The following is a 13,058-nucleotide window of genomic DNA, read 5'->3' as shown; positions in this document are numbered from 1 at the left end:
TCCCGCCCGTGACCGGGGCCCGGGGCTCAGACGGCCCCGACCGCCGTCGCCCCTCCCCGGCCCCGGCCGCTCGTCAGCGACACGAGGTCGGTGATCCGCTCCGTGGCGAGCGCGTCGACGCCCATGCCGATCAGGCGCGCCATCTCCGGGAACTCGTTCACGGTCCAGGCCGTGACGCGATACCCGAGGCGGTGCATCTCGTCGACCGCTTCCCGGGTCACGAGCGTGTGGTGCGCGCCCAGGAACTCCGGCCCCAGGGCGCGGACGGCCTCGTCCGGAGGCATGTCCGGCTGCTCCCAGGCCGCCAGGAGCCGTGCGCGCGGGCTCTTGGCCCGGAGCGCGCCGAGGGTCTCGGTCGAACCGGTGAAGAGCACCTGGTCGCCGAACCCGCGTTCGCGCAGGAGCGTGTCCGCGGCCAGCGCGGCCCTCGGCGTGTCCGCGCCGACGAGCAGGGGCGGGGGCCCGTGGACGCCGAACTCGGCCAGGACCTCCATCAGGGTGGGTATGCGCCGTTCCACGTCCTCGCGCGCGCCGGCGAGGTCGGCCAGGGTGAGTCCGTCCACGGGACGGGGCGGGAAACCGGGGAGGGCCACGAGCCGTTCGTCGACCAGGACGGAGTAGCCGTCCGAGGTCAGGTGGACGTCGACCTTGACCAGATCGGCCCCGGCGCGCCAGGCTGAGCGCAGGGCCGGGAGCGTGTTGCCCGGGAAGCGGGCGGTGTCTCCGCGCAGTGCGATGGACAGCGTCATACGGTCAAGGGTGGCAAATTCCGCCGCCCCACGTGGCGCAAACAGGAAAAACATCCACCCAGAAGGTCCACGGCGGTGGCGGTCCGGGTCGGCGCCGGCCGGAGCGGCCGGGCCCCTTCGCCGCGATTGCGAGAGGACTCACGTCCGGAGAGCACCGTTCCGGGCGCGATGAGCTGGGAAACTTTGTTACATGGCGTCGTGATCGCACGGTGTCCCCATGGCCGGCCCCCGAGTGTGAGGCGAACGATGATCCCGGACCAGCGACGAGAGCACATCCTGAAGCTCCTCCAGGAGCGTCACGTGCTGAGTATCAACGAGCTCACGTCGATGCTGTCCGTGTCCCACATGACGGTCCGGCGCGACATCCAGGCGCTGGAGAACGACGGCAAGGTCCTGTCCGTCACCGGTGGGGTACGGCTCGCGGCGCGGCTCAAGAGCGAACCCTCCTACCTGGCCAAGGCCCAGCTGGAGGTCCCGGCCAAGCGCGCCATCGCGCGCGCCGCCGCGGAGCTGGTCAGGGAGAACTTCACCATCTACCTGGACGCGGGGACGACCACGCTCCAGATGGTGCCGCTGCTCACCGACAAGGTCGGCCTGACGGTCATCACCAGCGACTTCAACGTCGTCGGGCACCTGATGGAGTACCCGGGGATCGAGCTGATCCACACCGGCGGCGTCGTCTCGCACTCCGACCACTCCTCGGTCGGCCGGTTCACCGCCGACTTCCTGCGGCAGGTGAACGTGGACCTGGCCTTCATCGCCAGCAGTTCGTGGGACGTCGACCGCGGCTCGACCACGCCCTCCGAGGCCAAGGTGGTCGCCAAGCAGGCGCTGCTGCGGATCGCCTCCAAGAGCGTGCTCACCGTCGACAGCACCAAGTACGGCAAGTTCGGCACCTTCAGGGTGGCCAGCCTGGAGGAGTTCGACCTGATCATCACGGACGACCGGCTCCCGCGCTCGGCCGTGGACGAGCTGGGCGACCGCGACGTGCGCCTCAAACTGGTCGAGACCGACTGACAGGGGCCCTCCCGGCCACCGGGGGAGCGGAGCCGGCGGGGGCCGGGTCAGCCCTCGTCGGCGTCCGGCTCCGCGGGGCAGAACAGCCCGAGCTCGGTGCCGTCCGGGTCGTAGAACAGCAGCGTCGACCCCTCCTCGCGGTGCATGACCGGGGAGTGCTCCACGTCCATGTCCGCGAAACGCTCCTCCCACGCCTCCAGCTCGCCGAGGTTGTCGACGCCCAGGGTGAGCCGGTCCAGGCCGCAGTGCCTGCGGTCGAACCGGTTCTTGAAGTTGTCGCGGTGTTGGATGAGGGCGACCATCAGGCCCGACGCGGGGTGTCGGCACTCGCTGCGCAGCGTGCCGTCGTGGTCGCGTCGTCCGAGCACCTTGAAACCCAGGACGGAGCGGTAGAAGCGCACGCTCTCGTCGCGGTCCCGTACGGAGAGGGTGACGCGGGCGAGCCCGTTGAGCTGTGGCACGGGCACCTCTTTGCGCCGGGGATTGATGCTGGTCAGTAGTTCGAGCACGGTCCACAAGCCTAGGTGGGTGTGTAGGGGGACGGGTCCCTCTTTAACGCGGGCTTAACGCCCGATGTTCCCAGGATCACCCGGCTCCGCGAGCGGCGCCGCCCGGGTCCCCGCCGAGGGGGCGACGGGGGGTTCCACGCCCTCCTGCGGCTCGTCCCGTGCCCCGCCGGTCCGCGTGTACCAGCGGGCCCGCATCACCAGGACGGCGACGGCGAACGAGACCAGCCCGCCGAGCGTGGCCAGGGCGAACGCCCCCTGGTGGCCGTACGCGTCGGCGACGGCGCCCGAGACCACGGACCCCAGGGCCTGGCCGAGGATCAGGCTGCTCAGGACGACGGCCATCGACTGGGAGAGGCGGCTGGGCGGGGCGGCCCGCTCGATGAGCCCGAAGAGGCTCACGATGTGCGGGCCGATCGCCGCTCCCAGCACGAAGACGGCCGCCGCGAGCGTGGCCGGCCCGTGGTCCAGGTACAGGGGCAGGCTGAGCACGAACAGGCCCCCGGCCGCGACCCGTGTCCGGGCGGTCAGGGAGAACCCGGCGGGCAGGGAGGCCATGAGCAGCCCGGCCGCCGCGCTGCTGGCGCCCATCACCGCGTACATCAGGCCGGACAGGTCCCCGTACCCCGAGGCCGCGGCGAACGCGGTCACGCCGGTGGACATGCCGCCGAAGAACAGCCCCTGGCAGAACATGGGGGCGGTGAGCACGAGCAGGGCGGGCGTGGCGATCCGCCCCTCCGAGCCGCGCGCCGGCGGGGTCCCGGCCGGGGCGGTCCGGTGGAGGGCGAACACGGCCCCGAACACGCCGATGAGCGCGGCGGCGCCCAGCACGCCGGCCGACGGGGAGAGGGCCACGGTGAGCACGCCCACGAGGGCGGGGCCGAGGACGAACGCGGCCTCGTCGAGCACGCCCTCGACCGACATGGCGGCCGACACCGAGCGCTCCCGTTCCGCGCCCCGGTCGGGGCCCCGGCGGATCAGCACCACCCACCGGGTCCTGGCCATGGGCCCCATCTGGGGCAGGCACATGCCGGTGACCGCGGCCAGCGCCGCGAGGGCGGGGGCCGGGGCCCCGGACCGGACCGCGAGGACCAGCAGGACGATCAGGACGGCGTCGACCAGGGCCATGACGAGCACGGGGGTCCGCTGCCCGTACCGGTCGGCGAAGCGGGCGATGACCGGGCCGCCGACGGCCTCGCCGAGGGCGAAGGCACCGGCCACCGCACCGGCGACCGCCACGCTGCCGGTCGTGGCGGTGACGAGGGTGAGCATGCCGATCAGGGCCATGGAGATGGGCAGGCGGGCCAGGAAACTGGCGAGGAGCAGCGGCCATCCGGCGATCCGGTGCATCCGCCGCAGTGTCTCGATGGGTGACATCCCGACCCCGTCCCGCTCGTGGTTCCCGCTCCCCGGATTCCAGCACGGCGGTCCTGCGCGGGCCATCAGTGGAGACGACAAAATTCATCCCATGATATGGCTGGGAATCGTCGCGATGTCCGGTTGCGCACCGGACGTCCGCGGGGCGCGGCCTCCGCCCCCCTTCCACGGGGCGGGAACGGCGGGCACCTCCGACACGTGATCCGGCCGGGTGGCGAAGCGCCCGGGTGGGAAGGACTGTGGACGTCCGAGGTACCCACGCGAACGGTGACGAGACCTTGCCACTGAACGAGGACGAGGCGGTCCTGCTGGCCGCCGCCTGGCGGAGGCTGGCCGGGGACGGGCCCGAGGCCGCAGCGGTCGGGGTGGAGCTCCTGGACCGCTGGAACGAGCCGCACCGGCGCTACCACACGCTCCTGCACCTGTGGGAGACGCTCCGCGCCGTCGACGTCCTCCAGGGGGAGGCGCGCGACGCCGACTGCGTCCGCTACGCGGTCTGGTTCCACGACGCGGTGTACGAGGGGCGCCCCGGACGGGACGAGGAGGAGAGCGCCGAGCTCGCCGGGCGCCTGCTGTCACTGGTCGGCGTGGATCCCGAGCGGGTCGGCGAGGTGGTGCGCCTGGTGGGTGTGACCGCGGCGCACCGCCCCGAGGAGGGGGACGCGGACGGCGCGGTCGTCTGCGACGCCGACCTGTCGGTCCTGGGCGCGCCGGCCGACGAGTACCTCGCCTACACGGCGGCGGTCAGGGCCGAGTACCGCCACGTCCCCGACCGGGCGTTCCGGGAGGGCCGCACCGCGGTTCTCCGGTCCCTGCTGGAGGGTCCCCACCTGTTCCACACCGCGTTCGGCCGCGAGCACTGGGAGGCCGGGGCCCGGGCCAACATGCTCGCCGAACTCGACCGGCTGGCGTCGCCGGCGCCCCTGGACGACCCGCCGCCCTGACCCTCCGCCGGGGGAAAGCCGTGCGCCTCCCCGGGCGGGCCCTCACGGCGGCCCGGCGACCCGGGGGGCCTTGCGCCGCCGCAGGCCCGCCGCGCGCAGACGGGTGACCAGCTCGCGCCCGGTCACGTGCTCGGCGCCCAGTGCCAGGGCGTGGGCGTGCAGGTGGCCGGGGATGTCGTAGTGGTCGCGGTCGAACGCCCGCGGGTCCACCCCCATGGCGCGGGCGAAGGCGTGCAGCTCCTCGAAGGAGCGGTCGCTCACCAGGTGCGCGAAGAGCAGGCCGCGCGGCCCGGGCCAGACCGCGGAGTCGATGAGGACGCTCATGGCGTGCGGGGCGCGCTGACGGCCCGCCACGGGACCGGGCTGGACATGACCATGGTGCTGGAGGGGCGACCGTGCTCGGCGAGCTTGTCGATGACCTCCTCGAAGTGCTCCATCGAGCGGACCGCGATGAGCAGGACGCAGCAGTCGTCACCGGTCACCCGGTGCACCTGGAGGATCTCGGGCAGCTCCAGCGAGGAGCGCTCCCGCAGCAGGCAGTGCGCACCGAAGCACTCCATCCGGACCAGGGCGGTCACCGGGAGCCCGGCGGCGGCCGGGTCGACGTGCGCGTGGTAGCCGGTGATCACCCCGCGGTCGGTCAGGCGGCGGACGCGGTCGGCGACGGCGGGCGCCGACAGGTTGACCCTGCGGGACAGCTCGTTGAAGGACAGCCGCCCGTCCTGCTGCAGTTCGGAGAGGATGCGCTGGTCGACGCCGTCCAGCGGGGTTGCCAGTCGTGAGGCCATGCTTTGCGTTCCCAAAGTCGAAGCTCGTTACCCATGACGAATGCTAGGCCAATGCCCGACTTGCGTGTTCGTCGGCCCTTCCTTCCGTGGTTGCCTCTGTCCGATGATGTGACCTCACGTACGCGGGGCCGTGTGCCGGGGCGGTCCCCCGCGCCGCGCGGCGCCCGCGCAGCCGCTCACGCAGTACCGACAAGGGGTCGTCATGCTCTCCACCACCGCCCAGCAGTGTCCGTTCGCCCCCGGCGAGGACGCGGACGGGGCCGAGGCGGCCCGGGCGCGCCGGGCCGCGGCCGACGGTGGGCGGCCGACGCTCTCCTTCGAGAAGAACACCCCCTACGTCGACTACGTCGGGGTCGACACCCTGCTCGGCCTCAGCAGACCGCGCACCGCCGAGCCGGCCGAGTCCGCGTTCATCATCGCCACCCAGGTGATGGAGCTGCTCTTCGCACTGGTCCAGGAGCGCTGGGAGGCGGCCCGCGACGCGCTGGAGGAGGACGACGTGCCCGGTGCGCTGGCGTGGCTGCGCAGGGCGTGCAACGCTCAGGACGTGCTCAACGACTCCTGGGGCCTGCTCGGGGACATGACCCCCACCGAGTTCAACCGGTTCCGCGACTCCTTCGGCGAGGCCTCCGGCTTCCAGTCCTACGGCTACCGCAAGCTGGAGTTCCTGCTCGGCAACAAGTCGGCCGCCATGATCCGCCCGCACAAGGCCATGGCCGGGGTGGCGGACCAGCTCAGGGCCGTGCTGGAGAGCCCCGGCCTCTACGACGCCGCGCTGCGCCTGCTCCACCGCCGCGGCCTCCCGGTCCCCGCCGACCGCGTCGAGCGGGACTGGACACAGGACTACGAGCCCAGCGACGGGGTCGAGGCGGCGTGGAGGGCCGTCTACGCCGACGACGTGCCCGGGAACGACCTGTTCCTGCTGGCCGAGGCGCTTCTCGACGTCGCCGAGAGGGTGACGCGGTGGCGCCACCGCCACCTCGTGGCCGTCAAGCGGACGATGGGCGGCAAGCCCGGCAGCGGAGGCTCCAGCGGTCTCACCTGGCTGGCACGCAACGCCGAGCAGGACGTCTTCCCCGAGCTGTGGTCCCTCCGCAGCACCGTCTGACCAGTACGCCGCACCCCGCGCACGACCAGGAAGCAGGAACCGATGACGCCCACCACCCGTGAGGACTGCGTCGCGCTCGACGCCGCCGACCCCCTCGCCGCGTTCCGTGAGGAGTTCGTCCTCCCCGAGGGCGTGATCTACCTGGACGGCAACTCCCTGGGCGCGCTGCCGCGCTCCACCCCGGGCCGGGTGGCCGACATGATCGAGCGCGAGTGGGGCCAGGACCTCATCCGCAGCTGGAACGACGCGGGCTGGTGGGACAAGCCGCGCACCCTGGGCGCCAAGGTCGCGCCGCTGGTCGGCGCCGCCGCGGACGAGGTCGTCGTCGGCGACGGCACCTCCGCCAACCTCTTCAAGGTCCTGGTCGCGGCGCTGCGGATGTCCGACCGCTCCGTCGTGCTGGGCGAGGCCGGCAACTTCCCCACCGACCTGTACGTGGCCGAGGGCGCGGTCGCGCTGGCCGGGGCCGTCCAGCGCAGGGTGGACCCCGACGGTCCCGGGCTGGAGGCCGCCCTGGCCGGGGGCGACGTCGCCGTCCTGCTGCTCAGCCACGTGGACTACCGCAGCGGAACCCTGCGCGACATGCCCGGCATCACCCGTCTGGCCCACGAGCACGGGGCCTTGGTGGTGTGGGACCTGTGCCACAGCGTCGGCGCGGTCCCGGTGGACCTGTCGGGCAGCGGGGCCGACTTCGCGGTCGGGTGCACCTACAAGTACCTCAACGCCGGTCCGGGCGCCCCCGCGTTCCTGTACGCGGCCCGGCGCCACCACGCGGCGGCCGAGCAGCCCGTCAGCGGATGGCACGGGCACGCCCGCCCGTTCGACTTCTCGGGCGACTACGAGCCCGCGCCGGGGGTCTCGCGCTTCCTCAGCGGGTCGCAGCCGCTGGTCGCGGACGCGGCGCTGGAGGCCTCCCTGGACGTGTGGGCCGGGGCCGACCTGGCCCAGGTGCGCGCCAAGAGCCTGGCCATGACCGACCTGTTCCTCTCCCGGGCGGCGCAGGCGGGGATCTCCTCCATCACCCCGTCCGAGCACGCCCGGCGCGGGAGCCAGGTGGCGCTGGTGGAGCCCGAGGAGGGCGCGGGGTACGCGATCGTGCAGGCGCTCATCGCGCGCGGGGTGATCGGTGACTTCCGCGCCCCCGACGTCATGAGGTTCGGGTTCACGCCCCTGTACCTGCGCCACGTCGACGTGTGGGACGCCGCGACGGCCCTGGTCGAGGTCGTCGGGACGGGCGAGTGGCGCCAGGAGCGCTTCGCCAGGCGCGGCCAGGTCACGTGACCCCTTCTTGACGCTCCGGACGGGCAACCGTCCGGAGTTCTCTTTGCCCGGGACGGGGGGACCCCCGCCGCCGCTGACCCCCGCCCGGGGAGGGCATTGCGCGGCCTTGACCGAGCCGCCCCCTGCCGCGCGGCGGGGCCGAGGTGCGTGGACCGTGACCTCTTCGGCCCGTACACGGCCCCCCGTCCCACCTCTCGCGCCCCGTGTCAACTCGGGCGAGTGTATGACGCGGGCCACGGAACGGCCCCTCCGCCTTCTCCGTATGCGTTCGGGATTCCCTGCCCGGCAGGGGTTCCCGCCTTTCGGGAACCCTTTTTCGGGGCGATGCGATCGGTGCACGGGTCGACACGTGCGGTCATTTTACCTGGAAGGCTTGCACACTTTGCTTAAACCTGGGTTAGTGTCCTCGTGATCGCTTCGTTATGAGTCTTTAGCGAGTCGATGCCGAGCCCTTGACCGGCCGAGTGCCGCAAGGGAGTCGAGACCCTCACCGGGAATCGGGCGGCGCGTATCCACGCGCTCACGCCGGAGGACCACCGAATTCCATCGGTGCTCCCGTTCCCGCCCGCCACTCGCCGCCAGCGACGCGGGAGATCCCTGACATGACGCCCTCGCGGGGCGCACCGAGCGTTCCCGCGTGTTCTGGAGCGTCGTGCCCACGGTCTTCTCGGCCCTGTCGTCAACCTGGCCTTTACTTTATGAGCAACGAAACTCCCATTCAGCACGGCGAAGTCACCGCGACCTACTTCTGGGACGACGGTTCCGGCATCAACGGGGACACCGGTGCGCCCGCGGGCGGAGAGCCCATGCAGAAGGGGCTGTTCTCCAGCCCCAGCTGGCCGCTCGGAACCGAGGGCTACATCGTCTACGAGGGCGAGGAGTACGAGTTCTTCATCGGTGACCGCGGTCCCGGGGAGCCCTCTCAGGACTGCGACGTGCTGCTCGACATCGACGGCAAGACCTTCGCCGACATGATGGGCACGAGCTTCGACGAGACCACCCTGACCGTCGGCGGCGGCAACGGCCACGCCGATGTCGAGTACTACATCACCGAGTGGGGCGACGGGAACGGCACCGAGGGCGCCCCGCACCCCTTCCAGGAGCCCGGCAACAAGTGTGAGGACGCCGTCTCCCCCCTCCCCGAGGAGAAGACCGAGGAGGAGCCGGAGGAGGAGACCGCCAAGGAGACCTCCGAGGACGGCGCGGACCAGGCCGCCAAGGAGGAGGAGCAGGCGCAGGAGCAGCCCGAGGACGCGGCCGCGGCCGAGGGCCAGGACGGGAACGGCGACGGCGGCGTGACCGCCGAGACCGCCGCGAACGACCTCTCCGGAACCGAGCTCACCGGTGCGGACGGCGTGATGAGCGGCACGGGTCTGCTGACCCTGGCCATCATCCCGGCGATCCTGATCGCGCTGTTCTTCGCCTGGACCCGTCGTCCGGCCGGCCAGCACGCCGGTGCGGCGGACGGCGAGGGCAAGGGTCTGATGGCCGAGAGCGACGGGCGCCACAGCCTGGGCTCCACGCTCAGCACCCTGTTCGACAAGCTGCGCGGCAACAAGTAGCGCGCGGGGCGTCCTCCGGGACCTCCCGGTCCCCCGACCGGCGCCGGCCCGAGGCCGGACGCCCCCGCAGGAGCGGTCCCCGAAGGGCCGCGGCCGACAGGCCGCGGCCCTTCGGCGTGTCCGCACCGGGACGCCCCTGGGGCGCGGGACGCGGGCGCGCCGCCGGTCGCCGTCGACCGCCGCGGCCCGCCCGCCCCTCGGGCGCGCCGACACGGGGTCCGCGCGCCCTGTTCCGCGCCTCGGAGGGCGGGGCGGCTCCCGGACCCGCGCCGGTGGCGACGACGTCGTCGCCGACGGGTCCGGACCCTCCCCGCGCGCCCGGCGCGGAGGTTCGTGCGGAGGCGGTCGGGGGCCCCGACCGGGGCGTGCCGTTCAGGGAGTCCGGGCTCCGTCGGCAGGCTCCCTGCGCCGTCCCGCCAGGGGCGGGACTGCGGGTCGGACGTCCCCGGACGGCGGACACGGGTCGCGGGCGCCCGGCGGCGCCATGCGCTCGCGCACGGAGGCGGCGAACTCCTCCGCCTCGGAGCCGAGGGCGGCCAGGGCCCGGTCGGTCTCCCCGGGGTCCCCCAGCAGGCCCTCCGCCCGCAGAAGGGCCTCCAGGCGGGTGATCGGGTCGCCCTCGCACCCGTGCTCGGCCTCCGGAACCTCCCGGCGGGGCGGCGCGCAGCCGGACCGCGGGTCCTCCCGGTACGCGACCGCCTCGACGACGGCCGGACCTCCGCCGTCCCGGGCCTCGGCCAGGGCCCGGGAGACGACCGCGTACACGGCGGCGGCGTCGCCGCCGTCGACGCGGTAGCCCTTCCTGGAGTGCCCGGGGGCCCCGTGCACGGGTGCGGGGCCACGCGGGTACGGGGTCGCGCCGGCGGCCCGGTGGTCGACGCGCACGAGGAAGACGACGGGGGCGTTCCACACGGCGGCGAAGCCGTAGGCCTCGTCGGTGTCGCCCCCGTCGCCCAACAGGGCCAGGGCCGCCACGTCCCGCCCCTCGCGCCGGGCCGCGTAGGTGAGGCCGACCGCGTGGGAGGCGTTCGCGGCCACGGGGGTGCACTGCGGAGCGCACCGGTGGCGGCGGGGGTCGTATCCCGGACGCCAGTCGCCGCGGAAGAGCGTGAGGGCCTCCACCGGGTCCACCCCGTGCGCGACCAGGGCGACGCTGTCGCGGTACCCGGGGAAGAGCCAGTCCTGGTCCGACAGGGCGAGCACGCCGCCGACCTGGGACGCCTCCTGTCCCGCCGAGGACGGGTACACGGCGAGGCGGCCCTGGCCGGCGAGCGCGCGGGCCTGCCGGTCGAAGCTGCGCCCGATGACCATGGCGCGGTGGAGCCCGGCCAGCCGGGCGCCGTCGGGAGCGGTGAACCCCGGGTGCTCCACGCGCAGCCCGTCCCGGTCGACGAGTCGCACGGGCCCCGCCGGCGGGGGAGCGGGGCGAGGTCGCTCATCGGTGCGCTTCATGTCTTGAATATGCGGTGAATCACCCCATATTGTCGATGTCCCCAGGCTGATGCTGGACAAAATGGCCGGTCGTTCGCCAGAGCGCCACGGATGGTCTCACGCGGGTAGCGTGTGAGCGGTATGAGGTGAGACACATGGCCGTGCGGCTGGACGACACCGACCGTCGCATCATCGCCCTCCTGCGGGAGGACGGGCGCATGTCCATCCGCGCGGTCGCGGAGCAGGCCCACATCTCCAGGGCCAACGCCTACTCCCGGCTCGAACGGCTGCGGGACGAGGGCGTCATCCGCGGGTTCACCGCCGTCATCGACCCCGAGAAGTACGGCACCGCCCTCTCCGCGTACGTGTCCGTACGCATCGAGCAGCACTCCTGGGAGAGGTTCCGGGGCTACCTGCGCGACATCCCCGAGGTGGACCACGCGGCGCTGGTCTCCGGTGACGTCGACCTGCTCCTCCTCGTCCGCGTCACCGACGCGGCCGCGCTGCGCACCTTCGTCCTCGAACGGCTCCAGCGCATCCCCGAGGTCAAGAGCACCCAGACCATGTTCATCCTCGACGAGCCGCCCCTGTGAGGGCCCGGCCGTCGCAGGGGGGTGCGCCGCGACCGGACCTCGGGACGGCCCCGGCCGGCCCCTAGCCTGGACCCATGCCCGAGTACCGCGTCGTCGACGCCTTCACCGACCGGCCCCTGGCCGGGAACCCCGCCGCCGTCCTGGTCATGGACGACGCCTACCCCGACGCCTGGGCGCAGGGGGTCGCGGCCGAGTTCAACCTGTCCGAGACGGCGTTCGCGCGTCCCGTGGACGACCCCGGCGCCGACTACGAACTGCGGTGGTTCACGCCCACCGTCGAGATCGACCTCTGCGGACACGCCACCCTGGCCACCGCGCACGCGCTCACCGAGCGCGGCGAGCCCGGACCGTTCCGCTTCACCACCCGCAGCGGCGTCCTCACCGTCACGGGGGAGGACGGGCTGCTGTGGATGGACTTCCCGGCCAAACCGCCGAAACCGGTCGAGGCCCCGGAGGGGCTGGCCGAGGCCCTGGGGGCCCGGCCCCTGCGGGTGGGCCTGGGCGGCGCGGACGACCTCCTCGTCGAACTCGCCGACGAGGGGGCCGTCCGGGACCTGGCCCCCGACATGGCGGCGGTCGCGGCCCTGCCCTTCCAGCTGGTCATCGTCACGGCCCGGGCCCGGCAGGGGCACGACTTCGTCTCCCGGGTCTTCGCCCCGGCGGTGGGGGTGCCCGAGGACCCGGTGACCGGCAGGGCGCACACGGTCCTCACGCCGTTCTGGGCCGACAGGCTGGGACGGACGGAGCTGACCGCCCACCAGGCCTCCGCGCGCGGAGGCGACCTCCTGCTGGAGGACCGGGGCGACCGTGTGCTGATCGGCGGCCGGGCGGTGACGGTCGCCACCGGGACCCTGCACCTCTGACCGTGTCCGGGGGCGGGCCCGGCCCACGTCGTCCGGCGCGGGAGCCGGGCCCGCCGGGGCGTCCGCCGCACACGTCCCGGGTCCGTGCCCCTAGGGTTCGACGGGGGCCGGACCGGCCCCGGGAACAGGCAGCCGAGAGGAGCACCCCGTGGAGAAGTGGGCCACCAGGGAAGAGATCATCGCGGTCCGGGAGCGGCTGGAGGCCGCCGACCCGCGCTGGCGGCGCCCGGCCGCCTACGCCGTCGGCGTCATCCGCGACGACCGGACCTCGTTCACCCTGACCAACCGGGGCGGCAACCACCTTCCGGCGGTGATCCTGGCCAGGGCGGTCGGCCACTCCTCCGGCAGCGGTTCCTACCCCCTGTCGGTCGAGCAGCTGGAGACGGCGGAGGCCGAGCTGGCCCCGGCGGAGGCGTGCCCGGACTTCGAGCACCCGAACCTCCACCACTGGCGGGACCTCATCGCCGAGGTCACCGGGGAGGGGGGCCAGCTGGTCGCCGTGTTCGTGGGAGACCTGGCCGACGAGCCCGTCGACGAGCACGACCGGGCCCTGCGCGCCGCCCTGGAGGGGTAGGGCCCGCCCCGGGCGCGGGCCGGCCGGACCGGACCCGGAACAACGAGCGCCTTCCGGGTCCGGAAGGCCGTCGATGGGGAACTGGGGGCCGACGGAATCACGGTTTCCCCCTCGCGGAACCCGGACTTCCGGTAGAACTGAACGCGAGGCACCTCCCCACCCCTCCCGGGGAGGTGCCCGCCACACTCCGGCCCGGGACACCCCCTTGGTACCGGGAGGACGTGTGGCCCCCCGAGAGATCGGCCCCGGCGCCCCCCGGGGCCGA

14 protein-coding genes are annotated in these 13,058 nt (G+C 73.5%); 8 read left to right on the top strand and 6 right to left on the bottom strand.

The annotated features are described in order from the left end of the window. Positions 1-26 precede the first annotated feature (26 nt). Positions 27-749, bottom strand: a complete 723-nt coding sequence (locus ACIRPH_RS03720; RefSeq protein WP_402908787.1) for a glycerophosphodiester phosphodiesterase — start codon at positions 747-749, stop codon at positions 27-29. Between the two features lie 246 nt (positions 750-995). Here ACIRPH_RS03720 and ACIRPH_RS03715 point away from each other — a divergent pair, with 246 nt between their 5' ends. Then, positions 996-1,766, top strand: a complete 771-nt coding sequence (locus ACIRPH_RS03715) for a DeoR/GlpR family DNA-binding transcription regulator (RefSeq protein WP_402908785.1) — start codon at positions 996-998, stop codon at positions 1,764-1,766. 47 nt (positions 1,767-1,813) lie between these two features. Here the strand turns inward: ACIRPH_RS03715 and ACIRPH_RS03710 are convergent, their stop codons facing one another. Together ACIRPH_RS03710 and ACIRPH_RS03705 are read right to left on the bottom strand one after the other, a co-directional pair. Next, complete coding sequence (locus ACIRPH_RS03710) at positions 1,814-2,275, bottom strand: VOC family protein (RefSeq protein WP_402908783.1); 462 nt, start codon at positions 2,273-2,275, stop codon at positions 1,814-1,816. 54 nt (positions 2,276-2,329) lie between these two features. Beyond that, a complete protein-coding gene (locus ACIRPH_RS03705; protein ID WP_402908781.1) occupies positions 2,330-3,649 on the bottom strand; it encodes an MFS transporter in 1,320 nt (439 codons plus the stop codon). Between the two features lie 278 nt (positions 3,650-3,927). Between ACIRPH_RS03705 and ACIRPH_RS03700 the strand changes: the two genes are divergently transcribed. Then, positions 3,928-4,593, top strand: coding sequence for a metal-dependent phosphohydrolase (locus tag ACIRPH_RS03700; RefSeq protein WP_402908779.1), 666 nt, complete (start codon positions 3,928-3,930; stop codon positions 4,591-4,593). Positions 4,594-4,635: 42 nt separating this feature from the next. Here ACIRPH_RS03700 and ACIRPH_RS03695 read toward each other — a convergent pair whose 3' ends face one another. Beyond that, positions 4,636-4,917: a DUF4031 domain-containing protein gene (locus tag ACIRPH_RS03695; RefSeq protein WP_402908777.1), complete on the bottom strand. Its 282-nt coding sequence runs from the start codon at positions 4,915-4,917 to the stop codon at positions 4,636-4,638. Then, positions 4,914-5,381, bottom strand: a complete 468-nt coding sequence (locus ACIRPH_RS03690; protein ID WP_402908775.1) for an Lrp/AsnC family transcriptional regulator — start codon at positions 5,379-5,381, stop codon at positions 4,914-4,916. Before ACIRPH_RS03690 ends, ACIRPH_RS03695 begins: the two co-directional genes overlap by 4 nt. 202 nt (positions 5,382-5,583) lie before the next feature. Between ACIRPH_RS03690 and ACIRPH_RS03685 the strand changes: the two genes are divergently transcribed. From ACIRPH_RS03685 to ACIRPH_RS03675, 3 genes are all read left to right on the top strand, one after another. Next, positions 5,584-6,489, top strand: a complete 906-nt coding sequence (locus ACIRPH_RS03685; RefSeq protein ID WP_402908773.1) for a tryptophan 2,3-dioxygenase — start codon at positions 5,584-5,586, stop codon at positions 6,487-6,489. 42 nt (positions 6,490-6,531) lie between these two features. Next, complete coding sequence (gene kynU, locus ACIRPH_RS03680) at positions 6,532-7,770, top strand: kynureninase (RefSeq protein ID WP_402908771.1); 1,239 nt, start codon at positions 6,532-6,534, stop codon at positions 7,768-7,770. Between the two features lie 698 nt (positions 7,771-8,468). Next, positions 8,469-9,332, top strand: a complete 864-nt coding sequence (locus tag ACIRPH_RS03675) for a hypothetical protein (protein WP_402908769.1) — start codon at positions 8,469-8,471, stop codon at positions 9,330-9,332. A gap of 372 nt (positions 9,333-9,704) precedes the next feature. Here the strand turns inward: ACIRPH_RS03675 and ACIRPH_RS03670 are convergent, their stop codons facing one another. After that, a complete protein-coding gene (locus ACIRPH_RS03670; protein ID WP_402908767.1) occupies positions 9,705-10,784 on the bottom strand; it encodes a thiamine pyrophosphate-dependent enzyme in 1,080 nt (359 codons plus the stop codon). Between the two features lie 134 nt (positions 10,785-10,918). On the opposite strand from ACIRPH_RS03670, the gene ACIRPH_RS03665 reads away from it, so the two are divergent. From ACIRPH_RS03665 to ACIRPH_RS03655, 3 genes are all read left to right on the top strand, one after another. Then, positions 10,919-11,356 (top strand): Lrp/AsnC family transcriptional regulator, encoded by a 438-nt coding sequence (locus ACIRPH_RS03665; protein ID WP_267945912.1) that lies wholly within the window; start codon positions 10,919-10,921, stop codon positions 11,354-11,356. A 74-nt stretch (positions 11,357-11,430) separates the two neighbouring features. After that, a complete protein-coding gene (locus ACIRPH_RS03660; RefSeq protein ID WP_402908764.1) occupies positions 11,431-12,219 on the top strand; it encodes a PhzF family phenazine biosynthesis protein in 789 nt (262 codons plus the stop codon). 148 nt (positions 12,220-12,367) lie between these two features. Then, complete coding sequence (locus ACIRPH_RS03655; protein ID WP_402908762.1) at positions 12,368-12,793, top strand: hypothetical protein; 426 nt, start codon at positions 12,368-12,370, stop codon at positions 12,791-12,793. Positions 12,794-13,058: the final 265 nt, after the last annotated feature.

Source organism: Nocardiopsis sp. NPDC101807, assembly GCF_044766605.1.
GTDB classification, from domain to species: Bacteria; Actinomycetota; Actinomycetes; order Streptosporangiales; family Streptosporangiaceae; genus Nocardiopsis; species Nocardiopsis tropica.
This window is presented reverse-complemented; position numbering and strand designations above follow the sequence as displayed.

What these genes read in the sequence shown, in the direction of transcription:
- ACIRPH_RS03715 (WP_402908785.1), top strand. Translation starts at nt 996, where the DNA reads ATGATCCCGGACCAGCGACGAGAGCACATCCTGAAGCTCCTCCAGGAG.
- ACIRPH_RS03720 (WP_402908787.1), bottom strand. Translation starts at nt 749, where the DNA reads ATGACGCTGTCCATCGCACTGCGCGGAGACACCGCCCGCTTCCCGGGC.
- ACIRPH_RS03685 (WP_402908773.1), top strand. Translation starts at nt 5,584, where the DNA reads ATGCTCTCCACCACCGCCCAGCAGTGTCCGTTCGCCCCCGGCGAGGAC.
- ACIRPH_RS03670 (WP_402908767.1), bottom strand. Translation starts at nt 10,784, where the DNA reads ATGAAGCGCACCGATGAGCGACCTCGCCCCGCTCCCCCGCCGGCGGGG.
- ACIRPH_RS03695 (WP_402908777.1), bottom strand. Translation starts at nt 4,917, where the DNA reads ATGAGCGTCCTCATCGACTCCGCGGTCTGGCCCGGGCCGCGCGGCCTG.
- kynU (WP_402908771.1), top strand. Translation starts at nt 6,532, where the DNA reads ATGACGCCCACCACCCGTGAGGACTGCGTCGCGCTCGACGCCGCCGAC.
- ACIRPH_RS03690 (WP_402908775.1), bottom strand. Translation starts at nt 5,381, where the DNA reads ATGGCCTCACGACTGGCAACCCCGCTGGACGGCGTCGACCAGCGCATC.
- ACIRPH_RS03705 (WP_402908781.1), bottom strand. Translation starts at nt 3,649, where the DNA reads ATGTCACCCATCGAGACACTGCGGCGGATGCACCGGATCGCCGGATGG.
- ACIRPH_RS03665 (WP_267945912.1), top strand. Translation starts at nt 10,919, where the DNA reads ATGGCCGTGCGGCTGGACGACACCGACCGTCGCATCATCGCCCTCCTG.
- ACIRPH_RS03660 (WP_402908764.1), top strand. Translation starts at nt 11,431, where the DNA reads ATGCCCGAGTACCGCGTCGTCGACGCCTTCACCGACCGGCCCCTGGCC.
- ACIRPH_RS03675 (WP_402908769.1), top strand. Translation starts at nt 8,469, where the DNA reads ATGAGCAACGAAACTCCCATTCAGCACGGCGAAGTCACCGCGACCTAC.